Origin of the sequence: Achromobacter sp. MFA1 R4, assembly GCF_900156745.1 — a bacterium.
In the GTDB taxonomy this organism is placed as follows: domain Bacteria; phylum Pseudomonadota; class Gammaproteobacteria; order Burkholderiales; family Burkholderiaceae_B; genus Achromobacter.
In genome coordinates this window covers 1-22,627 of record NZ_LT707065.1, presented here as the reverse complement: position 1 = coordinate 22,627, position 22,627 = coordinate 1, and the positions used below count along the sequence as shown (strand labels likewise).

Here is a 22,627-nt window from a genome sequence, read left to right as displayed (position 1 = left end):
GCCGTCCCGGCCGTCGGCCTGGGGCGGGGCGCGCGCGGCAGGCTACAGATACGGCGTCGCCAGCCAGATCACCTTGTTGCGCAGGCGCTTCGCAAAGGGCGCGCGCAGCAGGTCTTCCAGCGTCACGCGCTGCGCATTGGCGACCAGCGCATCGAAGCGCGCGCCGATCCAGCGCGCAACCGCGGGATCGTAGATCTCGGTGTCCAACTCGAAATTCAACCGCAGGCTGCGCGGGTCCAGGTTCGACGAGCCGGCGTAGGTCCAGGCATCGTCCACCGTCATCAGCTTGGAATGGTCGAACGCGCCTTGCGACCGCCAGACGCGGCAGCCGGTGCGCACCACCTGGTCAAGCTGCGCCGTCATCGCGTAGTCCACCAGCCGCAGGTTGTTCTTGCCCGGGATCACGATGTCCACCTGGATCCCGCGCCGCGCTGCCGTGGCCAGCGCGCCGATCAGCGTCTGGTCGGGCAGGAAGTAGGGCGACTGGATCCGGACGTGATGCCGCGCCACCGCCAGCGCGCCCAGCAGCATGTTATGCGTGCTGCCCAGCGCGCGGTCGGGCCCCGACGGCACGCAGCGGATCGGCACCCGGCCCGAAGGCGGCAGGGCGTCGGGATCGAACCACAACGCGCCAGGCAGCGACTCGTGCGTGGTGAAGTTCCAGTCGTGCGCAAACACCGACATGAGCTGCGTCACGATCGGCCCTTCCAGGCGGAAATGCGTATCGTGGTTGGTGGCCTCGCCCGCCAGTGCGGTGACGAACGCCGCGCGCACGTTCATCCCGCCCGTGAACCCCACGCGCCCGTCCACCACCAGCACCTTGCGGTGGCTGCGCAGATTGGCGTAGGGCATGCGCAGCACGCCCAGCGGATTCGTCATGAACCGCGCCACCGGCACGCCAGCGCGCGCCAGCATGCGCACGATGGGCGGACGCGAATACTTGGAACCGACCGCGTCGATCAGCACCCGCACCTGCACGCCGCGCGCCTGCGCTTCGATCAGCGCCTCGGCCATCTCGCGGCCGATCGGATCGTTGTCAAAGATATAGCTCTGCATCGCCACCGTGCGGCGCGCCGCGCGGATGGCCTGCAACATCGCCGGATACGTCTCGTCGCCGCCAGCCAGCGGCCGCACCTCGTTGCCGCCCAGAAGCTGAAAGCGGCTGACCCGGTCGCCCAGCACTTTCAGCGAGGCAAACTGCTCGCCCGAAATCGGCACCACGTCCACCGCCGCCGTCGCCACCTGTTCCGCATCCTCCAGCATGGCGTCGTCCCGCTGCTGCGACACCCGCGTCTTGCGAATGCGGTTGATCCCGGCCACGAAATAGAAGAGCGCCCCAAGGATCGGCGAGAACATCGCCACCCCCACCCATCCGATGGCCGCCCGCACATCCTGCTTGGTCATCGCGGCATGCACCGCCGCGCCTGTGCCCGCCACGATGCTGATGGCGAAGGCAATATGGGGCCAATATTCAGTCAAAAATGCGTGTATGCGATCCATGGCGATGGCTTGAGACGCGGCCCCCGGAGATTAACCATGCGCAAGAATAGCAAGGCTGCTGCGACTGGCAACACGTCCTTCGCAGCAGGATTTCACACCTTCCAAAAAAACGTGCTAGAATTCGGCCTCTTCGTTGTTGAGCGTTCTTCGAAACAGGTTTTGAAGACAGCGCGGCAAGCGAAAACACCGCAAGGTATTGGGTAACACCGAAGCAATACCCCAAGCAGTACCCAGTGGTGGCTGTAGCTCAGTTGGTAGAGTCCCGGATTGTGATTCCGGTTGTCGTGGGTTCGAGTCCCATCAGCCACCCCAAGAATTTCTTAGAAATCAGCCGCCTAGAGCGGCTTTTTTCTTTTCTGGCGCCTGCAAGTTTCTAATATCTGGGGCGCTTTCCAATTTAATCAGAACGTTGGGGTGACCTTCACCTTCCGCCGCAATCGCCGTTAAGTGACCCCTGGTACAGGCGTTCATGGACGCGAAAGCAGTGGAGATGGGCTATCAAAATTTGGCCGACGCGGTCTCGTGCGCGGAAGAGCCTGCGGTCCCGCAGTTCCAGGAATCCGGGCGGGCCTTGCGAGCATGGCGCAGCCTGGTTCGGGTCCGTTTTGATGAGGTGGCGGATCAGATGATCGGACATGGCTACGCACTACCGTCGGACGAGGAGCTGCTTCTGGGCCCGCCCTGGAGTAGACCCTAGTTTCGGGTTCTGATATCGTCCGCCGCCATATTAGAGACAGAGTGCAATGACGATGACGGCTGGGGCGCTTGGAAGCGAGGTGGGTCTGAAATCCGGCGGGAAGGGGCGCCTGTTCTACTTGGACGCCATTCGAGTGCTAGCCATCGTATTGATCGTTCTGTACCACTTCAACATCCAAGTTCGAGCGCAGGCACCGGATGCGTCGGTGGTCGGCTCGATGACAGTCTTCCGCCAAATGATGGGTGACCTCGGGGTCACGCTCTTCATCATCATCTCTGGCGCATCGCTGGGCCTCACCGCCAACAAATGGAAGGGGACGGGCGATTTCTATTTGAAGCGCGCCCTGGCAATCTATCCTCCATTTTGGACGGCTTGGTTGTTGGTCGCCCTGTTCCTTTTCTGGCTTTCAGGAACGTGGCCCGGGTCCGGGCCGACATGGAAGGCCGTCTTGACGGTGACCGGCTTTGACGGCTTCTTCTTCTACAAGGGGCCAAATTTCTACTTGGTCGGCGAGTGGTTCGTAGGCTTCATCCTGTGCCTGTATGCGCTCTTTCCATTGCTACGGGCTGCGGTCTTCACCCGACCATTATTGACATGGATAGCGGTGGCTGCACTGGTGTATCTGCTCTTTCGGAACTACACCGCGCTCTTTTCGATGCAGGTTGATCGAAATCCGTTGATGCGCTTGCCTGAGTTCCTTTTTGGAGTTTGCGTGGCGCGATATGTGATGCCGCATAAGTTCATTGCGTTCTTGGTGTCGCTCGCAGCGCTGGCGGTCCTCGCAGTATGGATGCCACCCATCCACATTTTGTTTTACGGACTGGTGCTGGGCATAGCCTGCTTTTGTGTTCTGGCATACGTCGGCAGCGCCATTCCAGTGTCTGGTCGGATGGCTGCCGTGGTTTCAAAAACTGCCCAGTATTCGTTTCTCGCCTTCCTGGTCCACCATCAAGTCATCTACGTCTGGCTCCCTCGCGTCCATGTGGGAGCGCTGTCCTCAACGCGACTCCTGCTCCTGTTTTGCGGAGTCCTGTTGGTGAGCTTCGTAATCGCGGCCATCTTGGATCTGCTCGTCAACCCTTTGACCAAGGCGCTACGCGGAGCATTGCTCGACCGGCGTTCTTCCGCGGACGGCAGAATGACGCGAACGTGAGCACAGTGCTACGCAACCAACCCGCCTCGGCGGGTTTTTTTACGTGCATAGGGGACGCGATTGAACATCCAAGACTTCGACGCCTTCGCGGCAAAGTCTGCCGGCGTGCTTGGCGCCGCGGTATCGATGAGATCCCTGCAGGGGCCTGGCCGGCACGCCTCAGCATGGCGAACGAGCGGCACGGGAGGGATGACGCGGGCTGTACGCGTCACGGCGTCGGAGACCGGCAACATGTTGATCGAACCGACCGCGAAAGCGGGGCAGGGTATGACTGGCGGGGGCGCCATCGGTGTCGGCACAACCCGTACTGCACCTGTCGCTGGATTGGTTCAGCTCTAGGTAAAAAGCGGCGCATTGAAGGCAATGGGCGGGAACGGCACGATTACCGTTCTGGCGCCGGCCTAGTACGCGTACTTCTTGATCGCTTCAGGAAGCTTGAAGTCGATGGGCGCGGGGTTGTCTGCCAGGCGCGCCACGATAAAGAGCTTGTCCAGGTCTTCGATCCCGTGCTTCAAAAAGCAGTTGACCATACGGTATCGCTCGATGGTGAAGTACTTGTTCATGATCGCGACTTTCTGCTCCATGTCTCCGTCGTCGCCCATTCCCCCTTTGCCCTCAGCAAAGACGTTGTGGCTTTCGAAGAGCATGTACCCACCCGGCCGCAAAAACGACACGATCCGCTTGATGTAGTTTTCGAACCCCATATCAAGGTTCCCATCAATGGTGTGGTGGTTCGAGAACGACAGGACTACGTCGTACTTCCGGTCGCTTTGGAACGTGGAGAAATCACCGTCGATCACCTCCATGTTGTCCAACTTGAAGTGCTTCGCTGTGTCTCGGGCGACGCGATTCAGGTGCGGGTTCAATTCGATCGCCGTGACGAACTTGGCCCGCCAAGCACAGTAGACGGCAACGAAGCCGGCATTACTGCCGATATCAAGCACCTCAGCGCCGGTCAGGATCTGGTCGACGTCGTACTGTTTGAACCGGAAGCCGGTGGGCTTGCCTCCGGTGATCCCGAGCTGTTCCAGGCCCTGATAGAAGTAGCCGTGGGAATACTGCTTCTCCTTGGGCCAATCTTTGACTTGATCCTTCATGTGGCCAAACAGCTTGCGCTGAATGAGCGCCTTGCCCATGAACAGGCCTCGCCAGAAGTCATAGATGGGGAACTTGCGGTAATACGGAAGTGCCATGCCGCCCTCGCCTAGTCGAAGGATGGGATTTTATCTGTTTCGCATAATCAGCAAAGCAACCCGCCTCGGCGGGTTTTCTTACGTCTATAGGGGACGCGATGTTGTCGCTTCAAAGGGAATCCCATGGCTGACGAACATTTATCGGATGCTTTCATAAGGTCGCTGTACGCGCGAGTCGTGCAGATGGAAAAGGACACGACGAGCAACGCGGAAGCCACGGCGCGGAACACGGCGTCGATCGAGGCGATCCGGCAAAACACGCAGGACATCGTCGACACGTTCCAGGCGCTGTCTGGCGGGTTCAAGGTATTGCAGGGGCTGGGGCGGGTCGCCAAACCCCTGGCGTACGTCGTGGGCCTGGGCACGGCGATCATCACGGCCTATTCGGCCTGGAGGGGAATCAAATGATTCAGGGCTGCCTGAAGCGGAAGCTGCTTGCGGCGGCGAGCGCCGGCGCGATTGCCATAGCGGGCGTGCTGGTCTCGCACTTCGACGGGTAAGGTGCGCGGCAAGCCCTGCATCGACCCCGTCGGTGTGCGGACCGTCTGCGATGGTCACACGGGGCCGGACATAGACCCGAAGCGGATCTACACGGATGCGGAGTGCGACGCCTGGCGCGACGCCGACCTGGCAGAGGCGGACGCCGCTATGCGCCGCCTGATCACAGAGCCGCTGAATGACTGGCAGCGGGCAGCGCTGATCGACTTTACCTACAACTTGGGCGCAGGGAATCTGGCTGCGTCGACGATGCGGCGCAAGTTCAACGCGCGCGACTATGTCGGCGGATGCGCCGAGTTGAACCGGTGGGTCAAGGGGCGTCAGAGCGGCGTGCTGGTGACCTTACCGGGCCTCGTTACGCGCAGGGAGGCCAATGCATGGGTCTGCTTGCAAAACTGACGGGCTGGAAGGGCTACGCCGCGGCGGCGCTGGCCGGCGCTCTGCTGGCGGGCTGCGCTGCTTGGACGGCGCAGGGTTGGCGCTACGGCGCACAGATCGCCAACATGCGCGCCGATGAGTCTGACCGATTGGCCGAATCCCAAAGCCACGCGCGGGAGATCCTGCAGCAACGGTATGCCGAAGTCGGCGAGATCAACGAACGGAACGCAAAGGCCGAATGGGAGGCCTACGGAGGGCTACGCAGTGCGCAAACTCTAGATGAAAGCCTGCGGGCTGATGTTGATGCTGGCCGCCATCGGCTGCACGTCAATGCCACATGCACCGCCGCCAACGGTGGAGTGTCCGAAGCCGGAAGCGCCGCCCGCGTGGGTAATGGAACCCGCCCAGAATTTGATGCAGCTGCTCGATCGGATTATTTCGCCCTCCGGGCTGGAATCGCACGAGTGACTGTGCGGCTTGCGGCTTGTCAGGCCCGACTCCCCTGAGCTGTTGGGCGGCCATCTTGGTCGCTAACTCGGGTCTGTCCAGCCTCTAGAACGAATCCGGCTTGTAAGGCTTTAGCTCGACGAGGTTTCGGTTCATGCAACGATTAAACGCGACGATGGCTATTTCCTCGAGGTCTGCATCAACTTCCACAGGATCGTTGTATCGCTTCCTTCCCCATAACTCACCAAGTGACGCCCTAGCGCGCGGAGAAGTCGAATACGGATTTCCAGTTGGCGACCTAGCTAACGCTTCATCAATGGATAGACCTTGATTGCGCAGCTTGGCCATCCCCGTGAAATACCCGGCCGATTGTGCACAAAGGCGTACCAACGATTTCATAGCCAGCGCGCTTGGTAGCCGTTCTTCTGAATAGGATGGGAATGGTTGTGAAAGCGCTGCCCCGAATGCCGCGCAGAGCAGTGTTGCAGCGATTAGTTGTCTTGGCTTCGTCGCCATGCAGGTACGTCCTTCATTTATCGAAGCTTGTCAGACCTATTTTGTTGCGAATTCTGGAAACGTCAGTCCGTTCGCCTTTAGCTTTTGTACCGCTCCTCGCATGAGCGACATGTATTGAGCTTCGTCCGCCTTTAACTTCTTTAGCTGCGCCAAGCATCGTTCATAATCTGTCGGGCAGTCCGAGTTCGCGGGTAATCCGTGTGCCAGGCCCACAGCTTCGGCAGCGTTGACGGCGGTGGAGAATGAGGAGGGCTGCCCACTGAAGAAGTTGTCGACGTCGTCCATGAAGTTGCGTTCTACCTCAGCAGCAACGTCACGAGCAAACCTACAATCTCTAAAACGAGGTGTGCCGATGATCGAGCCATCCCCAAAGCAGATCAGCGTGACCGAGTTTCCACGCTGCAACTTAGCGGCATAATCGGCGCTACTTTGCACGATTGAGGCTTGAGGGGAGATATGCGAACTACCCCGGAGAACCAAGTACGGCTCGTTCCGCAACCCGCTCTTGATTGCAGTCACCGTTCCAGACAGAAGCACCTTTTTTCCAAAGTATTGTCTATCTGCCGCGACCTCATTGGCGTTGTAATCCGTCGCCACCTTGTCTGCAGTGACCCATTCAGCTCGGATCGTCTTCGCAACGTGCTCGGGTTTCGACATGAATCCCTTTACGCGATCGACGACAAGCACGGCGGCGACCGCTAGCTCCGTTTGCGTGGGTTTATATTCCGCGGCGAGTACAGGAGGGGCAAGACTCAACATTAGGACGTGCAAGAACAAAAGTTTTCGCATTTCGAATCACGTGACTGATCTAGTTAATTGTCGTATCAATGCATTACGATACCCGAAGCCGCGGCCGCAGGGGTTGGATTCTGACGTTCTCCCAAAAAGCGTGGGTATCTCAAAACTAGAGTAAGGTCGCTTCAGGCTCTTTTTGAAGAAGGAGCAGGACGCGATGAAGAAGTCACGCTCCACCGAGGCGCAAGTGACATACGCACTGCGCCAAGCAGAAGCCGGTACGCCTGTATGGGATGTCTGCCGCGGATTGGGGATATCAGAGGCGACGTTCTACAACTGGAGGAAGAAGTACGGCGATCTTGCGGCTAGCGAGATTCGTCGGCTGCGCCAGCTTGAAGAGGAAAACGCGAGGCTCAAGCGGGTTGTGGCCGACCTGACTTTGGACAAGCATATTCTGCAGGATGTGATCCGAAAAAAGGTCTGACGCCGACACGCCGCCGGGAGGTGGTTCAATGGATCCTGGACGTGCATCAGGTAAGTGTCCAGAGGGCGTGTCGGTTGGGTCAATTTTCCAGCGGCAGTCGGTATCGCAAAAGCAGCGCGCGAGATCAGTGGGCATTGCGGATGCGCATTCGAGACATCGCGATGAGCAGACCGAGATTTGGTTATGAGCGGATTCATATCCTTTTGCGCCGAGAACGTTGGCAGGTCAATCTCAAGCGAGTCCATCGCCTGTACCGCCTGGAAGGGCTGCAGGTTCGGATGCGCGTCCGCCGCAATAAGCGGTTGAGTCTGCATCGGGGCCCGCACCGCAAGCAACAGGTGCTGGGCAGCGCTGGAGCATGGATTTCGTGCATGACCAATTAGCTGACGGGCGAGCGTTTCGGGTGCTGACCGTCGTGGATAACTGGAGCCGTGAGAGTCTCGTGTTGGAGGTCGGTTTTCGGCTAACCGGTGACAGCGTGGTTCAGGCGCTCGAGCGAGTCGCCAAGAGGGTTGCTTTGCCGGCCAGTATCACCGTCGACCATAAAACAGAATTCACGTCCAAAGCACTGGATTTATGGGCTTGGGAGAACAAAGTGTTGCTGGACTTCACTCGGCCGGGCAAACCCACAGATAACTGCCTTCGCGAGTCGTTTAACGGCCGGCTACGGGATGAGTGCCCGAACGCGCATGAATTCCTATCGCTTGAGCATGCGAAGACGGTCATTGAAGCATGGCGTGCTGATTACAATGACCACCGACCCCATGGCTCGCTCGGCATGCTGACCCCGAGTGAATACGCCAAAACACAGCAGGTCAGCCTGCCTGAGCCGACCGAATTCTAGTTTTCAACTGCTGCGAAACGGGGGTGACGTCACCGCGGCGCCTTTGCGGAATAATCCATGTCCTACCAAGTGCGGCATAACTCCGCCAAAATCGAGGGTTGACGTTTATGACAATAGACCAGCCGTCGATACTATCCTAAAGGGTGTACTTAGCATGGAAGGGTCGCCCGGGCGACAACCTCCGCTGACAAACTCGGCTAAATCTCTGGCCACGTCCTCTGTATTGCTGCTGACTGCCTGAACATCACCCGGGTAATCCATTTTTGAAAGCGCGAAGTGGTAGAAGAGCAGTCGACTAAGTTCGATTGAGTCCGTTGGCACGCCCATACTGCGGCCTCCTCGGCGAAGAAGCTGCTCGTGCCAAGGAACTGCCTTCAAGATGCCGAAGAAATCGTCAAAGGTCGAAGGTCCGCGCCTGGCGTGGTGCAAGTTTGAAAATACCGTTGGATATGCCCTCTGAAGCAAGCACAAGAACATTAGCCAAACTCCGGGAATGGCTCCGTTGCCCGGATAAGAATTGCAGCTGATATCGAACGTCGTGAACGCCTGTTGTTGCTGACGCAAGGTTACTCCTAACGATCTGCACAAACCGGTCCAGATGTTGGCGTCGCGATGTTCACCGGAGAAATCTTCGAAAAAATAGCTGCCGCTGAAGATCCTGCTGGACCGGTTTTCATTAGTTTCCCGGAATAGGAAACGGGCGAATTGCTGCCCCGTTGGAAGCGGCAACTTTAGCTCTTGCTCAAAGAACCTTCCGAGGTAGTCTCGGCCGTCGAAGTTCGGGCCGTAAACCGCTTGAACTGAAGCAGCCAGTTGCGGAAGATTTGTGGAAAAAACAAAGCAGACGTTGCGAACGCTGAACAGGTGCTTCACGCCTTCCAATAGTTGGACTGCGAAATTAGGACGGCATCTATCGAGTTCGTCTATCACTACAAACACAGGGCCCTCTAAGGATTTTGCTTTAGCCAGCGAATTGGCAAGCGCCTCTAAGCTTTGTCGAAACTTCGCGACGGAGGAGTGGCGGATTTCATGCTCCGCCATGACCTGGTCCAGGTATTGATCGAGTGCTTGATCAAGCGCCTGAGTTGCGGAAGTTTGCGAGCTATCGCCCTTTGAATCGTCTTCGCCCGATGCTGCGGACAAAAGATCTGAAATGGACGAGCCGATCGTCTTTTTCATAAGGCCACTGAGGAACGTTGTGGCAACTGGCTTTGCTGCGCGTTTGATATGAGACAACGTTTCATTGAGCGTGGTCTCGATTGTGGACATCGTTGCATCTGTGTCGATTGTCCGTGCAGCCCACTCTTTGACTTGTCGACTCAGTTCCGCCATAAAGGCCAAGGCGGGGTCAATGGCTCGATCGTGTTGCCATGCATCAAAAAAAATTACGCAGCGGCCGTTACTTTGTAGTTGCGCTATCCACCGCTCAACGAAGAAGGTTTTTCCAGAGCCCCAACGTCCGTCAAGAGCAATCGACATAGTCGCGCGTTTAGACGCCTTGGTGCGCTGGACCAGATGTGCTTCTAGCGTGGCGGCTAATCCTCCGCGATCCAAGACGTCGTCGTGCCAAGGGTTGTCGGAAATCTCGTCGGTAGAATCCGGCATAGAAGGGTTCATAGTGTGGCCAACGGCTATAAATGGTCTCGCTAATCACTGTAACATTCGAGGGCGTCATGTCTTTCACCGAGAGGCCGCGACGTTTCGTAGCGGAGTACCAGCCCGCCTGCTACTGCCCGGCGGACTCACGGTAGCGGTCCCAGAGGCCTGCGACGTCCTGCGGCGCCGTCGGCCCGGGGGAAGCGCGTGGCTACGGCCTTACCGGATCGCCAATCGAATTCGGAGATGGCATCGGTGGGCGTGATGCGTAGCCGCGCTCGCCGCCTAGCGTTCCGGAAGGTGAAGGCGTTGGTGCCGCGGTCGTCCCTCGCATTGAAGGTCGACCCCTTTTCAGCGCCAGCGAGCGCGTCCGGATGGGTGGATACCGAGATCAGCCCCCTGGCCCGTGACGGCCTCAAGCTCTGGCACCGCCTCGTCGCAGTCATGCTCGAGCGGTCGGCGGACGAACACGCCTTGGTATCGCAGCCTCATGGCGTACTTGCCAAGCACGCCCGGCCGGGTCACGCCGAACTTTTTCAGCATCAGCTCGGCGTCTTTCAGCGTCTGGTAGTGCCGACACATGAATTACTCCAATAAGGGACGAGCTTTGGTTCTGGCACCCCATGCACCTCCTACGGGATGCGTCAAAACTGATGCGTCCAAGCCATAGTCGAAACCTGCTGAGGTTCCAAATATTCGACGGACACGGAAATGAGACGTGAATGCCAAGCCACTTGCTTTTCGAACCGGTTAAGTTGCGGCGCATAGGTGTGACTGGGATCTAAGAAGTCTACGCGCAAGCCCATCGAATACTCGCCGTCTCGTTTTGGAAGAACTAAGTCCTCAGCACTTTTTCCTGGACGGCCATTGGACGCAGGCGGCAATTTAGACACAGGCTTCGAAACGATGCGTGCCCATGGCATGAATCCGTCCTGCTTGACGGTTAAGTCGACATCGGCGATCCCCTGGAATGGCTTTTGTCCCTTGCCTTTTGTCAGGTGAAAATGGATCGGGGGATGAAAAGTGAGGTGTGCCGAACCAATTGGCTTGAGTGCTTTCGGGTCATGGCCAACGACATACTCGAGTTTTTCTCGGTTGAATGCGCTCCACACGCCGAAGTGATGACCTAAATCCGGAGGGCTAAAGACTCGGTCGTTCAATCCAATGGAGATGGAGCCGTCCTTCTGAAAGTTCAGCCACGCAAACTGAGCTACTCCGGCCCTCTGTTCCACGCGGATGCGCAACATCAACTCAGACACATTGCTCTCCTGGTCGGCAACGGTTAACTCCCAACATGTTATCGGATTCGCGTTCAATAGACTGGCCCGAGCCCCTATCGTTCTTCCATTTTATCTGTCCGGTCGACGCGGCGCGAAGAATGCATATCCCCCGCTGACATGTCTGAGGGCTATTGCATCCTTCGCACAACGCGCTCTCAAATGGCGTTCCGCAATCGGATCTCGGTGATTGATTCTAAAGGTGGCTTTCGGCCGTCGGCGACGCGGATTGCGGAACGGATACGGGTTCAGAACCCGCATAAAGCTTAGATTCCGCAGCAGACTCATAATCCGTTGGTGCCGAGTTCGACTCTCGGGGGGCCTACCAAGTAACGGCGCGGGTTTGCGGGCAGTTCACGCAACCCGCGCTTTCTTTTGTGTGGGGGATTTTTTGCCAATCTCCCCCAGGGCCATTCGGATCGCCTCGGTTGCCAGGTGACTGTATCTCTTGGTGCTGGCTGCGGACTTGTGCCCCAGGACCGCGCCCACGGTGTACAGGTCGACCTTCGCATTGATCATGGCGCTGGCGGCGCTGTGGCGTAGATCGTGGAAGCGCAAATGGCCCATGCCCACGGCGACCGCTGCGGCTTTGAACTCCTTGGACACGTTCCACTTGTTGCGCGGGGCGACCTTGGACGCAGCCCGGATCTTCGGATGCATCGGGACGTGGCGGGGTTCGCCGTTCTTGGTGTCGTCCAGAACGAACATCCCACCTACCCGCTCGGCTTCCAGGATCTCGCTCAGGCGCATTCCGCTGTAGAAGGCAATGCGGATGGCTGCGCGAGACTTCTTGCACCTGCAGGCGCGGGCGATGGCCAGCATCTCGGCGCGGTCTACAAAGTGCCTCCGCTCGTTCCTGACCTCTGGGGCTATCACACGCTCAGCCGGGTCCCGGTCGTGCATCCCGTGGCGCTTCCAGGCCCATCTGCACGCGCTGGTTAGGTACCGAATGCGGTTGCGCTTGGTGGCGGCCGACAGTGGCTCGCCGGTCTGCTCATTGAACGCTTTCTCTACGTAGTCCCGGCAGACTTCGGCGAGCGCTCCAATGGGCTTGCCCTTGTAGGCCCACATCATCATCCCCAATTCGCGCTGAATGTTGTCCCCAGACTTGAGGTCCGGGGTGCGCTCCTTGAGATAGATAGCAATCGCGTCTTCAATCAGGAACTGCGGGCGTTCGACACCAGATGCAAGGGCGTAGAGTCTCGCCGATTCTTGGCGGTCGTAGGCGTCAGCCTGGGCTTTACTCCACGACTTTGGAAGAGCTTTTCGAGCGCGGACCCGCTTCCCTTCAATGAGACGGTCGAACTCAAAGACGAGGCAACCGCGCGCTTTGTCTCGGTATATCGGCATGATTGCAGGTACTCGGCAAGGTCTTCGGGCGAGAACAGGATTCGGCGCCCGACGCGGTGGCAGGGGATCGGGCCACCCGGGGCGGCCAGATCATAGACGGTGCGAGGGGAGACCCCCAAATGCTGGGCGGCCTCGGGGACTGAAAGCATATCGCCTCCTAGAAAGCGCCAAACCAGATTCCGGTGCCGTGGACGAAAGCGACCGGAAAGAAGATAGCCCCGGCGATCAGGAATCCCCAGGAAGCGGTTTTCAGGCAAACAAAGATGTGTGTGAACCAGGCCAGGACGACCCAGAGGATCAGTCCAGCGCCGATAAATTCTGTGGATTTCATATCGCCTCCAAAACAAAGCCCTGCATCAAGCAGGGCGTTTTACCAGTCGGTAGCCAAGCTTCTCCGCAGCTTCCTTGAGCATGCGCAGGGCCATCGCGTCGGCTTCCTCGCCAGGTTGCCAAGCTCCAGACGCCAGGGGAACGAATTGGTAGCTGTTGAAGATGCCAAGGTCCAGGCAGTCGGCATGGTGGCACTGGATGATCCGGCCGTAGGAAAGATCGACTTCCCGCGGATTGGTGACCGTACCCATGGCGAAGTTCATCTTCCTGGAGATCTTCATTCCCAGGTCCGGGTCGTTCGTCCACTGCCCAGCCTGATCGTTGTAGAGCATCACAACGGTGCGGTATCCCATCTGCTTTCTCCAAAACAAAGCCCGCGCTAGGCGGGCATCCAATACTTGCGGGTTACTTCCAGCACGCGCTGGATTTGGTCAGTCATCCTTATCCTTGATGGCGGTAACGTAGACCCATGCCACGCAGATAATGAAAACAGCGCCAAAGAATGCTTCAGGCCAGCTCATGCTCCCTCCTTAGCCATGGCAGCGTCTATGGCGCTGTCCAGCTCTTCCATGCGCAAGCCTGATCCGGCGTTCACGTCGCCTTCTTCTACCCAATGCACCACGTCAATCCGTGGAGTCTGGGTGTCATTTGGCTGTACGCGCAGCCACCGATACCGCATCCCATCCCTCGCCAGCGCCACCAGCTCGTCGCGCTCTCCAATACTGAGCGTCACCGCAGAGCCATAGGGCTTGCAGTGCGCCTCGCGGGTGGCTATGGCGTCCAAGTCTTGCTTGTTCATCATTGCTCCTTGTTGTCGGGGTAGGCCTGGGCAGGAAACGGAGGGCGCGGCATCCAGTGCGTCGGCTCGATATGGGCGAACTCTTGGTGGGAGTGGACGAGGCATGTCCACCCGAATTGCTCCGTCCAATATCCGACATTGATATGCGGAGCGTAGACTTTGCCGTCCTTCTTCAGGCCGCCGAACAGCAGGATCACCTCATCCTTGGGCGCCGTCTCGATCGGTTGCCACTGGCAGTACTTCTGCGCGCCCGGTTGCGCGGACAGGGCGGCGCGGGCCTTCTGCACGGCAAACCGCAGCGCATCGCGATGGTGTTGCAGTTCGGGGAAGTCGTCGCATAGCTTCATGGCCTCATCGAAAGCCATCAGCGCATCGCGCACCGCCTCGCTGGCACCAACCATTTGCGTGGCGTCACGGAAATGGTCTCCACCATGAACCGCGCACGGATGGCGTAGGGAGCCGTCGCCGCTGGAGCAGGAACATTGCGCCTCGCTGGCCTGGGGCGCGGCATCGGTGATGCGCTCGCCGCGCTGGTGCAACATCATGGCAAAATTGCCCACGTCCAGTGGATCGCCCTTTTCCACATGGGCGCGCAGTAGTTGAGAAAGCCATTGCGCGGGGCATTCCTCATCGTCCCAGCCGCCGTAACCCTGCTTGCGCTTTTCGGCCAACTTGGCCTTCATTGCGATGGCGAACCGTTCAACGGCCACATCGTCAGGGTGTTGCGCCTCCCCGGCTACAGGGGCGCTTGCCCGCATGGCCGCAACGGTGCGCCGGGTGACTTCGGCATTCATCCGTTCGCATACCTGCTCGGCGGTCGTCTCTCCGGGCAATGCGTACTGCTGCCAGTTGTCGGCTACAGGGGCGCGCAGCTTGGACAGCAGGGCGCGTACCGCGTGCTGATCCCAAATCGGCTCGCCGCTCATCGGGTGACGGTGCGACGGCGGGGGCAGGGCAGAGATATCTTCGCTGGCGAGAACTTCGCGTTTTCGTGTCATGTCCCTTCCTTGGGAAAGCGGTACGGCTGCGGCTTGGGCGGCAGGTAGGCGTGCATCGGAAACCAGAAATCCATGACGGTGACGGCGGTAGCACCGCGCCCCGGCTTGTCCGAATGCACGTAGCGGGTATCGCCGACGATGGAATCGCGGCACGGGACGGCGCGCTGGTAGAGCTGCTTCACGGGCGCTTGAACGACTACCCAATTCGGGATGTCTCGTTCCTCCCGCGCGATCCTGTCCTGCACGGCCGTGACGAATTCGCCCCAGGACCAGTGACCACGCGCCCAGTATTGGAGCTGGCACGAATCGTCCATGGCGTAGGATTCTTCGAGTACGAGTTCCATCACCCCTCCTGCTGCTGAGAGGCTGCACCAGACGCCGCCCGGACACCGCGAACAGCATCCCGTGCGTCATCCCGGATATTCTCGTAGGCCATTTCCAGTACCTCCCGGTAGGACAGGCCAATGCGCTTCTCGGCGTCGCGTTCGATTTGCTTAAGCGTCATGTAGCCTGTTGCTATCCGCTTCAGGGCGGTACGCATGCGCTCGTAGTCGTCGCGCTCCTTTTTGGTCAGGGCCATCATGCGTCTCCCTTATGTTTGGCTGCAATGGCGGCGTCGATGAATGCATCAAATTCGACATCCGCGCGCGGCGCGACGTAGCCCAATTTGGGATTCATAATTCGGAATTCAGTACCTGCGACCCAGGCGTTATTGCGCACTTCTCGATACCGTGCCACATCCCGCGCATCGCCAGCAGCGGGAGCGGCAAGGGAAGCGCGGGCCTTCCATGCTTCCCACGCGCAATGACGTGCGATATCGAACCGGCCGCTTTGCGGGTCATCGACCATTTCGCAGCCAGCCATTCCCCACGCTTCGAACGCCTGCCGCTCGTCCTTCGCATCGTCCTGTGCGCTGGCGACCGGACGGCTCTTGCGCACATATTCCGCAATGCCCGGGATATCCTCGAACGCGATGGTGAAGCCGCGACCCTCGCAGCACTCGCATTCCTCCTTGAACGTTTGAATGTCGGTGGCGCACGGTCCAACCCGGCGCTCGACATAAACGAAGCCGTCGCCATCGCAGTGGTCGCAGGACAGTTCCCAGTCCCGTTCGGGCTGTGCGCTGGCGGGAGGGGTTCCAGGAGCGGCGGGCAGCGGCATCCAGTGCGTGGGCGTGTAGATGTTGAACCATTCGTTGCACGTCTCGGTCACCCAGCCGTCTCGGCTGTGGTTCATCGCAACGCAGATGCCCATGCGCTTGGTCGGGCCGACCAGGATCAGTTCATCCTTCGGCGCTGATTCAATCGGCTTCCATTGTTGGGTCATTTGTTCACGCTCCAGGGTAGAAGAAGGACAGGGCGTATCGCCACAGAAGGAAGATGCCGACATAGATAGTTGCGAGGCCAGAGACGACCCCTAACAGACCCCAGTTAATCAGGGCGCGCTCTATGGCGAGTTCATCATCGTCCGGCATATCGTCGATTTCCATCACATCCCCCTCAGGAGCGCACGCTCCTTGTCTTGCATAATCAAGTAGTCGTAGTCCACGGCCCGCGCCACAATCTCGGCACGGCGCTCCAGGTACTGCTTGTCGGTCGTGATGCCGTCAACGCGGTCTGCGTCGGCTTGCTCGAGTTGTTGCGCGAGGTCCATATCTGCTCCGTTAGGCGGGGACGTACTTGCGGATGCGGAAATTCTCGGGGTAGATCCGCTCAAGTTTGAATACGCGCGCTTCGAGACGGGTATTCCGTAAGGCAAAGGCAGTCCAACGGCCATCGAGTCTGCGGGCCTCAACTACCCAAACGTGGTTCTTCATTCGTGTCTCCAAGGAATAGGGTGGCAGCCCCCAGCGGATGCTGCGGGCTCCAGGTGGGTTGTGCTGGGAGCTGCCGGGGAACTATTTGATGGACAATCTGACGCCATGGCGCAGCTTCGCGCCAGGAACGTCGATGTCAGCCTTAAGCGCCTCAGCTACCTTTTTCTTGTCCAACTGAGGAGGAGGTGCAGGAGGCGTGACGAAGTAGTCAGCGGGGATTTGCTTCTCGTCGAACACCTCCACCGCTGCCGGGTTCTTGGCGATGCTGATGGAGAACAGGGGGCATTCGATCTTCTGGATGCCGTTGTTCTGCATGGAGTCCAGCACGTAGCGCTTGAGGCCGTCTACGCGGTTCTCGATAGCCTTGCGCCGCGCCGCCATGCTTGCCTCGGCTTCCTTGATCGCCGCGGCAGTAGTTTCCAGGTTGCGCAGAAAGCAGACGACGTTCTGGGCCTTCACTTCCAAATCGCCGCCTAGACTTTCCAGGGTGTCGGCCAAGGCCTTCTCATCCAGGTCCAGGTTCTCCAGAGCTTGGAGTTGGCCGCGATACTCAGCGGCCAGCGAATACAGGGATACGTTCGTCATGGTTTAGTCCCAGGGATCGGCGGGGTTCTCGCTCTGCGCGTGGTGGCTGGCAGCCGGGCGGGAGCGGTTTTGGAGCGGCTTGTCCTGCAGGCCTTCCAGCACCTTCGGCAGCATTTCCGGTGCGGTCTTGTTGTCCAGCAGTTCCACCGCCATCATTTCCGTTTCAGCGTGGAACGGGGCGTAGATGTTGAACTTGTAGCCGGTGTCGCCGTTGTCCTTCTGGTACTCCTCACGCTGCAGCAGAAGACCGATGGGACGACCTTGCAGGCCTGGGAACAGCACCGCGTCTTCCTGGCCGTGCTTACCTTGAATGGTGCCTTTCTGGGGCGTGAGGGTCTTGATGCGGGCGCAGCACATCAGCGCATCCAGCACCTTCTTGCCATACAGTGGCTTGCCTTCCTTGTTGAAGGTCCAGAGTTGGAGGTAGTTGGCCGTTCGGCCATCTTCGGCCTCAAAGCTGAACTCGATACCTTCGGTCCCCTTCGTGCTGATGACCTGCTTGGCTTGGGTGAAGGTTCCCTTGTACTTGCCGGTGGCGTCGATGAAGTTGCTGGCACCAGCTTGACGGGCGGATTCTTCGTTGAACTCGTATTTGCGCATTTTCGATACTCTCAGGCGGGTTGGGTAAGGCCGTAAAACTCGCAGATAGCAGCGTCGACGGCTGCGAGGTCATTGGGGATGTGCATGCCGTCAAACATGCCGGGGGGGGATTTGCAGCAGTCCTGCCCGTTGCTCTGAGTGGCAAAGACGTGCTGTCCGTTGATCTGCTCGGCCCGCAGGACGATGGTGAAATAGCCCTCGGGGACCAGCTTCTCGTCCACCATCTTCCCCACCGTCTTCATGCGGACGTTCCCGTAATCGTCGGTCTGGGTGTGGGCCATGATGTAAACGCGCTTCTGTTCCGGCAGATCGCCAGCCGCCTGGAAGATGCTCCAGGCCCCATGGCCGATGTCTGCGAACTTCTGGAACCCGGTCTCGGTGCTGCGGCGCATCAGCTCGTTTGTCAGGACAGCCTGGTAGTCGTCGACGATCACCACATCCCGATCAGTCTTGCGCATGGCCTTCTCGATCAAGATGCTGTCGTCGGTGACAAACCGCGCACCGCTGGTGTTCTCCTTGGTTCGCAGCGTCCAGTCAGCAGACTTGAAGGGGAGGGGCTTTTTGATCGGTTGGATCAGGGTTACTTGGGTCGGGTCGAAGTTGCGCAGGCTGTACGACTTCCCGCTCCCTGACGGTCCTAAGACCATAATGGCGATACTCAATTTCGTTCTCCTGAGACTCGGGCGACTTGGGTTTGATGATTGCTACTGCCCGGCCACGCTGGGCGCGTAGGTATTGGTCAGGCAGACCAGGGGCGAAGAAGTCTTCGGCTTTCATTGCCGACTCGCGTATCGGGTGCCCCCTTCCTTCGCAATCCGGTCCTCTTCGTACTTGTCGAGCGTGGGACGCAGAATGCAGGTGGCAGTAAGAAAAACGGCCCCGAAGAAGATCGTGAGGCCGTGGGTTTGTAGAAAGGCTAGGAATCGTTTCATACTTGAACTCCAGCGTAACGGAACCTATATCCGCAACTTGTGCGTTGTTTTCCTCGGCAGCAATTGCTTATGCTTTGGTTAACTATCCCGAGTTGCCTTGAGGCTTCAGAAATCCCGGCATAGTGGGTTTCTGTGCCGTCGGGTGAAATGGCAACAATAGGTTTGCTAAACGGGCATTTCGCTCCCCGCTTCCCCAAGGAGGTGGGCTTTCGATTAAGAACCCTGAATGCGTGGATGCAGTTTTGAGAAATGGTCACCCATTCCAAGTTGTCCGCCCGGTTGTCGCTGCGGTTGCCGTTTTTATGGTTGACCACTAACCAAGGGCGAGCGCCATCACAAAATGCCATGGCCACCATCCTATGGACGCTAGCGTTCTTCATTTTTTTATCTAGACTCAGCGTTACCAGGGCGTATCCGTTGTTCAGACGCGGCTTCATTACCTGGCCGCCTACGGTTCGGCGCTTTTTGCCCTTCACAACGCGGCGAACGCTAACAATCCTTCCAAAATTGCTGATGATGTAGTGACCCTCATAGCCAAGAACGTCCCGCCATTCTTCATCCATTGGCTACCCCTCCAGTTCGATGTGTACAGCGTGCTTGATATCCCTTTGCAAGGAAATCACCCACTGCGAATTGCTGTTCATCACCGCCTGCAAGATCGCCAGATGATCCGCATGCCCGAGATTTGCGAAGAAGTCCGCATCCTCAAGCCGCTTGGTCCACCACATCGCGTCATGCCCGTCTGCGTCCCAGCTAGCAGGGTTGCCCAGCGTCTCGCATACGTCCTGCACGGTGGCGGTGAGGACTTCGTATTGTTCGTCTCCATGCCAACGGTCCATGTCAGCCTCCTAGTCAGTGCGGATGGTGTTTCCTTTGAAGAACAACTCGCCGCACACGATGCCGGTGACTTTGGATCCGTCACGGCCTGTCGCAATGAACCCGGTATGTATGCTGTCGTCTTTGCTGCATCCAAACCAGCGGTAGCCGGTGATTTGGATATCGGTGTATCCAGCCGCTTTTAAGGCCCGGGTCGCATCGTCAGCGTTCGTACATCCAGCCAACAACGCCACGACAAGAATCAATGCTTGCTTCATGTAAGCTCCAAATCAGAGAAGTCCTACCACCCCACGTGATACCCCAGGGCGGCGAATAGAATGATTATTGGGATTGCCCAGTACTTGAGGTTGGTGAGCATGGAGGCTCCTTGTCGGCGTTATGTCCAGAGCTTGTGTCCATAGGCGCGGGCTTATGTCCAGAGTCGTCGCCCGAGATGAGTGCCAGTCCGAAGACCTTCCCTCCTTCCCAAGACAAGGCTGACCTCTCCATGAGCCAAAGGTCTCTCGACGGGCGATCAACAGGCTTGCCGTTTACCATCGGAATCCACGCCACCGGCTCCTGTGCCGCCAGAGCCTGGCGCACCGCTTGCTCGGCGTACTCAAGCATTGCCTTTCCGATCCCTTGGTGCGGAGATACGCCCTTAGGCAGCGGCGGGAGTTTCACAGGGGAGGTCATGAGCGGTCCTTGGAGGTTCAGGAAGATCCATCCAATGCGTTGGCGGGAACGGATGAACCCAACGCGCAAACTCACCGGACAACGTTCTCCAGCCGACATATTGGTCGGTCACGTAGTTCGGTACGCTGCCAACACTGATAAGCAGGACGGCCTTGTGAAGCGGCGGCAGCTCAGAAATGGGTTTCCATTCGCTCATACGATCTCCAATCAGGTAAGCCCCCGCTCTCCCCCGGCATACCCTGCACGGGAGAATTAGGGGAATAGTGGGGGCTTGAGGGGTGAGGGGTGTGCCCTCATAGAAGCGGACCGGGCTTGATACCGGCTCGTGGTTGCTTGTCCGCTTCACCGTGCCAAATGCTCGGGCATCTTGACTTCCTACCTGTAGGCTTGCGGCGAAGGCTTCCCTTGCCGCTACGAACGGTGTCCACCACTTCGGTCCTGCACGTCCATCCGTGCTGCCGCTTCTATGAGGACCCCCGCTACTTTCCCGGGGTGGTCAGCGGCACGCTAATTTTCTCCGCCCGTCATCGCAGTTAACGATTGCGCCTCGTGAAGGTGCCCAATCTATTTCGGCAGACTCCCACTGGGTCAAGGAGCTATTACCGCAGGGCTGCAACCCTGTACTGCCTTATTCACAACCCCCAAGGATGCGGAGCCACCGGTACTGCTGTGGACTCATGCGCTTTTTCGCGGAACGAATGAATAAAAGGCTCCGCATCCTTGGAGGTTCAGGGCTTGCGCGGCCCTGAGCGCGTTACTTCACCTTCACCAGATTGCCAAAGTCGTCCATCACGCCAAGACCGTACGAGTACCAGCCGTCACGTCCTAGCGTCACCCAGTACGTAGCGGCGGCGTGGTCCCACATCTGGTACCAGCTAGCCATTGCATTGCTGGCGGATGCTGCGTAGTGGGTGGTTGTCATGTCGGCTCCCTCAGTCAGCTACCCAAACGGCGCGGCCAACCAGTTCCATTTCTTCATGCTTTGCCGGTAGTAAGCCTGTCCGCCGCCCGGAGCCTGAACGTAGCCTTGCGCGCCCCACGACTTCGGTTCCGTAACTACCATGACGCAGCCTGCAAACAGCGGGTTGCCAACTTTTCCCGGGTCCAGTTGCACCAAGTCGTCGGCGTTGAGGTTCTCGGTCATATCTTCTCCTTTGCCATTCGGGATGCTAATAGGGAGGGGTTAGGCGCTTATGTTTACCTTGATTGAGTTAGCGGCGGCAGTGATGGCGTCCTTTGCGGCGTTCTCGATGTTCTTGGCGATGACCTTGTTGACATCGTTTACAGCAGCCTCGGCATGCTTTTGAGCGAATCCGCGATGTAGTTGCGCATCAGCACCGTCAGGCGTGGGCCGCAATTGCGCCAGTTGTAGGTCGACTCTGATTTGGCTTCGAGATCCGCCTTGGAATTGCCGTGGTAGTCCACTTCTTCGGTCATATAGACCTCAGCGCGATGGGCGATGTATTCCTTGAACGTCAGCGAAGGCCCCTTAGGCTCGCCGTAGCCGTTCGTCTTGCGCATGTTCGCCTGTTCGATCATCTCGCCCACACGCGGCACGATATGCACGGCGGCAAGAGCGGCAATTTTTTCATCGACCGCCTTCTGCACGCGCGCCTCTATCTCACGCTTAAAGCGGGATGCATAGCGCGTCTCTTCTTCCGTGTCGGGGTTGAAGCCAGTGCTCGACAGCCAGTGTGTCGACGGCCTGATCCACGATCCGATCGGCCAAATCCTCGATGTGACGCCGAGGGCTTCCAAAGTCTTGATATCCATGCTCGTTCTCCTTGTTAATCGGTATGAATCCTGAAAGAAGCGGGCCGGACTCGGCCGGCTGAACTGTTCCGCTTCTTTCAGGATTCACGTGTCTGCGTCCTGTCGCGGCGCAGGCAGAGTTAGTTCGCCAGATCCTTAAGCGCCTTGGTGCTGCCGCGGAAATCGATATCCGGGATGATCTGTTGGGGCTTGAACGTGACGCGGTAGTGGTACGCGCTCGCTTTCACGGATTCCAGCTGCTCGGCAAAGAAGGTCACGTTGTCCGACAGGCCGAGGAAGTGCTTCTTGTATTCACCAGGGCCGGTCATGCAGATCACATGCAACGTCTTGCCGTCGAGCTGGTTCAATCGAACAACGGCCCTCGACAGTCAGCATGTACTGGTCGGTGATGCCGTTGTAGAAGACGATGCGCCGGTTCACTTCGAAGTTGTCAGCAGCCTTGGACAGGTTGCGGCTGGCGACTCGGGCGTCATCGTCGCAAGCCTGCAAGCAAGGCAACCAGCGGCAGCAACCACTAAGAGCTTCTTCATCATTTCTCCAGGTTCTTGAAACTGCCAGAACCCGGATGGGTTGGCATTCAGAAGAATCTGGGCAACGCACCACCTGGCTACTCC

At 58.5% G+C, this 22,627-nt stretch carries 32 protein-coding genes, 1 tRNA gene and 3 pseudogenes; 7 read left to right on the top strand and 29 right to left on the bottom strand.

What is annotated here, in order from left to right; translation table 11 throughout:
- Positions 1 to 42: 42 nt before the first annotated feature.
- Positions 43 to 1,500: a cardiolipin synthase gene (gene cls / locus BXA00_RS00155; protein ID WP_076515199.1), complete on the bottom strand. Its 1,458-nt coding sequence runs from the start codon at positions 1,498 to 1,500 to the stop codon at positions 43 to 45.
- A gap of 36 nt (positions 1,501 to 1,536) precedes the next feature.
- Here cls and BXA00_RS28620 point away from each other — a divergent pair, with 36 nt between their 5' ends.
- The 3 genes from BXA00_RS28620 (at position 1,537) to BXA00_RS00140 (ending at position 3,350) form a co-directional block, all read left to right on the top strand.
- Positions 1,537 to 1,704 (top strand): hypothetical protein, encoded by a 168-nt coding sequence (locus tag BXA00_RS28620; protein ID WP_156902704.1) that lies wholly within the window; start codon positions 1,537 to 1,539, stop codon positions 1,702 to 1,704.
- 32 nt (positions 1,705 to 1,736) lie between these two features.
- Positions 1,737 to 1,812, top strand: a tRNA-His gene (locus BXA00_RS00150).
- A 431-nt stretch (positions 1,813 to 2,243) separates the two neighbouring features.
- Positions 2,244 to 3,350, top strand: a complete 1,107-nt coding sequence (locus BXA00_RS00140) for an acyltransferase (RefSeq protein WP_076515196.1) — start codon at positions 2,244 to 2,246, stop codon at positions 3,348 to 3,350.
- A 401-nt stretch (positions 3,351 to 3,751) separates the two neighbouring features.
- Here BXA00_RS00140 and BXA00_RS00130 read toward each other — a convergent pair whose 3' ends face one another.
- Positions 3,752 to 4,543, bottom strand: a complete 792-nt coding sequence (locus BXA00_RS00130; RefSeq protein ID WP_076515192.1) for a bifunctional 2-polyprenyl-6-hydroxyphenol methylase/3-demethylubiquinol 3-O-methyltransferase UbiG — start codon at positions 4,541 to 4,543, stop codon at positions 3,752 to 3,754.
- Positions 4,544 to 4,666: 123 nt separating this feature from the next.
- Here BXA00_RS00130 and BXA00_RS00125 point away from each other — a divergent pair, with 123 nt between their 5' ends.
- The 3 genes from BXA00_RS00125 to BXA00_RS28615 all read left to right on the top strand — a co-directional run bounded on the left by BXA00_RS00125 (position 4,667) and on the right by BXA00_RS28615 (position 5,925).
- On the top strand, positions 4,667 to 4,951 hold the full coding sequence (locus BXA00_RS00125; RefSeq protein WP_156902703.1) for a hypothetical protein: 285 nt from the start codon (positions 4,667 to 4,669) through the stop codon (positions 4,949 to 4,951).
- 93 nt (positions 4,952 to 5,044) lie between these two features.
- Positions 5,045 to 5,440 carry a lysozyme gene (locus tag BXA00_RS00120; RefSeq protein WP_231952173.1) on the top strand — a complete coding sequence of 132 codons (396 nt, stop codon included), beginning with the start codon at positions 5,045 to 5,047 and terminating at the stop codon, positions 5,438 to 5,440.
- Positions 5,419 to 5,925, top strand: coding sequence for a lysis system i-spanin subunit Rz (locus BXA00_RS28615; protein WP_172805836.1), 507 nt, complete (start codon positions 5,419 to 5,421; stop codon positions 5,923 to 5,925). Before BXA00_RS00120 ends, BXA00_RS28615 begins: the two co-directional genes overlap by 22 nt.
- A gap of 46 nt (positions 5,926 to 5,971) precedes the next feature.
- Here BXA00_RS28615 and BXA00_RS28610 read toward each other — a convergent pair whose 3' ends face one another.
- Together BXA00_RS28610 and BXA00_RS00110 are read right to left on the bottom strand one after the other, a co-directional pair.
- Complete coding sequence (locus BXA00_RS28610; protein WP_156902701.1) at positions 5,972 to 6,382, bottom strand: hypothetical protein; 411 nt, start codon at positions 6,380 to 6,382, stop codon at positions 5,972 to 5,974.
- A 36-nt stretch (positions 6,383 to 6,418) separates the two neighbouring features.
- Positions 6,419 to 7,141 carry an OB-fold putative lipoprotein gene (locus BXA00_RS00110; protein WP_231952172.1) on the bottom strand — a complete coding sequence of 241 codons (723 nt, stop codon included), beginning with the start codon at positions 7,139 to 7,141 and terminating at the stop codon, positions 6,419 to 6,421.
- Positions 7,142 to 7,334: 193 nt separating this feature from the next.
- Here BXA00_RS00110 and BXA00_RS28605 point away from each other — a divergent pair.
- Positions 7,335 to 8,445, top strand: a pseudogene (locus BXA00_RS28605) (IS3 family transposase).
- A gap of 105 nt (positions 8,446 to 8,550) precedes the next feature.
- On the opposite strand, the gene BXA00_RS00095 reads toward BXA00_RS28605, so the two are convergent.
- The 25 genes and pseudogenes from BXA00_RS00095 to BXA00_RS29160 form a co-directional block, all read right to left on the bottom strand.
- Positions 8,551 to 10,050, bottom strand: a complete 1,500-nt coding sequence (locus tag BXA00_RS00095) for a P-loop NTPase fold protein (protein WP_076515187.1) — start codon at positions 10,048 to 10,050, stop codon at positions 8,551 to 8,553.
- Between the two features lie 342 nt (positions 10,051 to 10,392).
- The gene (locus BXA00_RS29170; protein ID WP_231952171.1) at positions 10,393 to 10,623 is read right to left on the bottom strand and encodes a hypothetical protein; all 231 of its coding nucleotides are present in this window, start codon (positions 10,621 to 10,623) and stop codon (positions 10,393 to 10,395) included.
- A gap of 62 nt (positions 10,624 to 10,685) precedes the next feature.
- Positions 10,686 to 11,300: a hypothetical protein gene (locus BXA00_RS28600; protein ID WP_156902700.1), complete on the bottom strand. Its 615-nt coding sequence runs from the start codon at positions 11,298 to 11,300 to the stop codon at positions 10,686 to 10,688.
- A gap of 372 nt (positions 11,301 to 11,672) precedes the next feature.
- Entirely contained in the window at positions 11,673 to 12,668 is a 996-nt protein-coding gene (locus BXA00_RS00085) for a site-specific integrase (RefSeq protein ID WP_076515185.1), read from the bottom strand.
- Positions 12,669 to 12,682: 14 nt separating this feature from the next.
- Positions 12,683 to 12,817: pseudogene (locus BXA00_RS29455) on the bottom strand (helix-turn-helix domain-containing protein); the annotation flags it as partial.
- A gap of 8 nt (positions 12,818 to 12,825) precedes the next feature.
- On the bottom strand, positions 12,826 to 12,999 hold the full coding sequence (locus BXA00_RS29020) for a hypothetical protein (protein ID WP_172805834.1): 174 nt from the start codon (positions 12,997 to 12,999) through the stop codon (positions 12,826 to 12,828).
- A gap of 25 nt (positions 13,000 to 13,024) precedes the next feature.
- Entirely contained in the window at positions 13,025 to 13,351 is a 327-nt protein-coding gene (locus BXA00_RS00075) for a hypothetical protein (protein WP_076515184.1), read from the bottom strand.
- Between the two features lie 164 nt (positions 13,352 to 13,515).
- Positions 13,516 to 13,800 (bottom strand): hypothetical protein, encoded by a 285-nt coding sequence (locus tag BXA00_RS00070; protein ID WP_156902699.1) that lies wholly within the window; start codon positions 13,798 to 13,800, stop codon positions 13,516 to 13,518.
- On the bottom strand, positions 13,797 to 14,795 hold the full coding sequence (locus BXA00_RS29135) for a hypothetical protein (protein ID WP_197685548.1): 999 nt from the start codon (positions 14,793 to 14,795) through the stop codon (positions 13,797 to 13,799). The genes BXA00_RS00070 and BXA00_RS29135 overlap by 4 nt, the downstream gene beginning before the upstream one ends.
- A complete protein-coding gene (locus BXA00_RS00060) occupies positions 14,792 to 15,139 on the bottom strand; it encodes a hypothetical protein (protein ID WP_076515181.1) in 348 nt (115 codons plus the stop codon). Before BXA00_RS00060 ends, BXA00_RS29135 begins: the two co-directional genes overlap by 4 nt.
- A complete protein-coding gene (locus BXA00_RS00055) occupies positions 15,139 to 15,378 on the bottom strand; it encodes a hypothetical protein (RefSeq protein WP_156902698.1) in 240 nt (79 codons plus the stop codon). The genes BXA00_RS00060 and BXA00_RS00055 overlap by 1 nt, the downstream gene beginning before the upstream one ends.
- Entirely contained in the window at positions 15,375 to 16,121 is a 747-nt protein-coding gene (locus BXA00_RS00050; RefSeq protein WP_076515177.1) for a DUF551 domain-containing protein, read from the bottom strand. Before BXA00_RS00050 ends, BXA00_RS00055 begins: the two co-directional genes overlap by 4 nt.
- A 4-nt stretch (positions 16,122 to 16,125) precedes the next feature.
- Positions 16,126 to 16,284: a hypothetical protein gene (locus BXA00_RS28595; protein ID WP_156902697.1), complete on the bottom strand. Its 159-nt coding sequence runs from the start codon at positions 16,282 to 16,284 to the stop codon at positions 16,126 to 16,128.
- Positions 16,284 to 16,448 carry a hypothetical protein gene (locus BXA00_RS28590; protein ID WP_156902696.1) on the bottom strand — a complete coding sequence of 55 codons (165 nt, stop codon included), beginning with the start codon at positions 16,446 to 16,448 and terminating at the stop codon, positions 16,284 to 16,286. The genes BXA00_RS28595 and BXA00_RS28590 overlap by 1 nt, the downstream gene beginning before the upstream one ends.
- Before the next feature lie 244 nt (positions 16,449 to 16,692).
- The gene (locus BXA00_RS00045; protein ID WP_076515175.1) at positions 16,693 to 17,196 is read right to left on the bottom strand and encodes a siphovirus Gp157 family protein; all 504 of its coding nucleotides are present in this window, start codon (positions 17,194 to 17,196) and stop codon (positions 16,693 to 16,695) included.
- A gap of 3 nt (positions 17,197 to 17,199) precedes the next feature.
- Positions 17,200 to 17,796 carry a hypothetical protein gene (locus tag BXA00_RS00040; protein WP_076515172.1) on the bottom strand — a complete coding sequence of 199 codons (597 nt, stop codon included), beginning with the start codon at positions 17,794 to 17,796 and terminating at the stop codon, positions 17,200 to 17,202.
- 11 nt (positions 17,797 to 17,807) lie between these two features.
- Positions 17,808 to 18,458, bottom strand: coding sequence for an AAA family ATPase (locus BXA00_RS00035; protein WP_076515171.1), 651 nt, complete (start codon positions 18,456 to 18,458; stop codon positions 17,808 to 17,810).
- Between the two features lie 266 nt (positions 18,459 to 18,724).
- Entirely contained in the window at positions 18,725 to 19,291 is a 567-nt protein-coding gene (locus BXA00_RS00030; RefSeq protein WP_076515169.1) for an NUMOD4 domain-containing protein, read from the bottom strand.
- A 3-nt stretch (positions 19,292 to 19,294) separates the two neighbouring features.
- Positions 19,295 to 19,567: a hypothetical protein gene (locus tag BXA00_RS00025; protein ID WP_076515167.1), complete on the bottom strand. Its 273-nt coding sequence runs from the start codon at positions 19,565 to 19,567 to the stop codon at positions 19,295 to 19,297.
- A 9-nt stretch (positions 19,568 to 19,576) separates the two neighbouring features.
- The gene (locus BXA00_RS00020; RefSeq protein WP_076515165.1) at positions 19,577 to 19,822 is read right to left on the bottom strand and encodes a hypothetical protein; all 246 of its coding nucleotides are present in this window, start codon (positions 19,820 to 19,822) and stop codon (positions 19,577 to 19,579) included.
- 1,172 nt (positions 19,823 to 20,994) lie between these two features.
- Complete coding sequence (locus BXA00_RS29345) at positions 20,995 to 21,123, bottom strand: hypothetical protein (RefSeq protein WP_255376731.1); 129 nt, start codon at positions 21,121 to 21,123, stop codon at positions 20,995 to 20,997.
- A 57-nt stretch (positions 21,124 to 21,180) separates the two neighbouring features.
- Complete coding sequence (locus BXA00_RS00015; protein ID WP_076515163.1) at positions 21,181 to 21,384, bottom strand: hypothetical protein; 204 nt, start codon at positions 21,382 to 21,384, stop codon at positions 21,181 to 21,183.
- Positions 21,385 to 21,521: 137 nt separating this feature from the next.
- The gene (locus tag BXA00_RS00010; RefSeq protein ID WP_076515161.1) at positions 21,522 to 22,013 is read right to left on the bottom strand and encodes a hypothetical protein; all 492 of its coding nucleotides are present in this window, start codon (positions 22,011 to 22,013) and stop codon (positions 21,522 to 21,524) included.
- Between the two features lie 119 nt (positions 22,014 to 22,132).
- A complete protein-coding gene (locus tag BXA00_RS29165; protein ID WP_231952170.1) occupies positions 22,133 to 22,321 on the bottom strand; it encodes a hypothetical protein in 189 nt (62 codons plus the stop codon).
- Positions 22,305 to 22,627 (bottom strand): annotated as a pseudogene (locus BXA00_RS29160) (hypothetical protein); the annotation flags it as partial. The pseudogene BXA00_RS29160 and the gene BXA00_RS29165, both read right to left, overlap by 17 nt.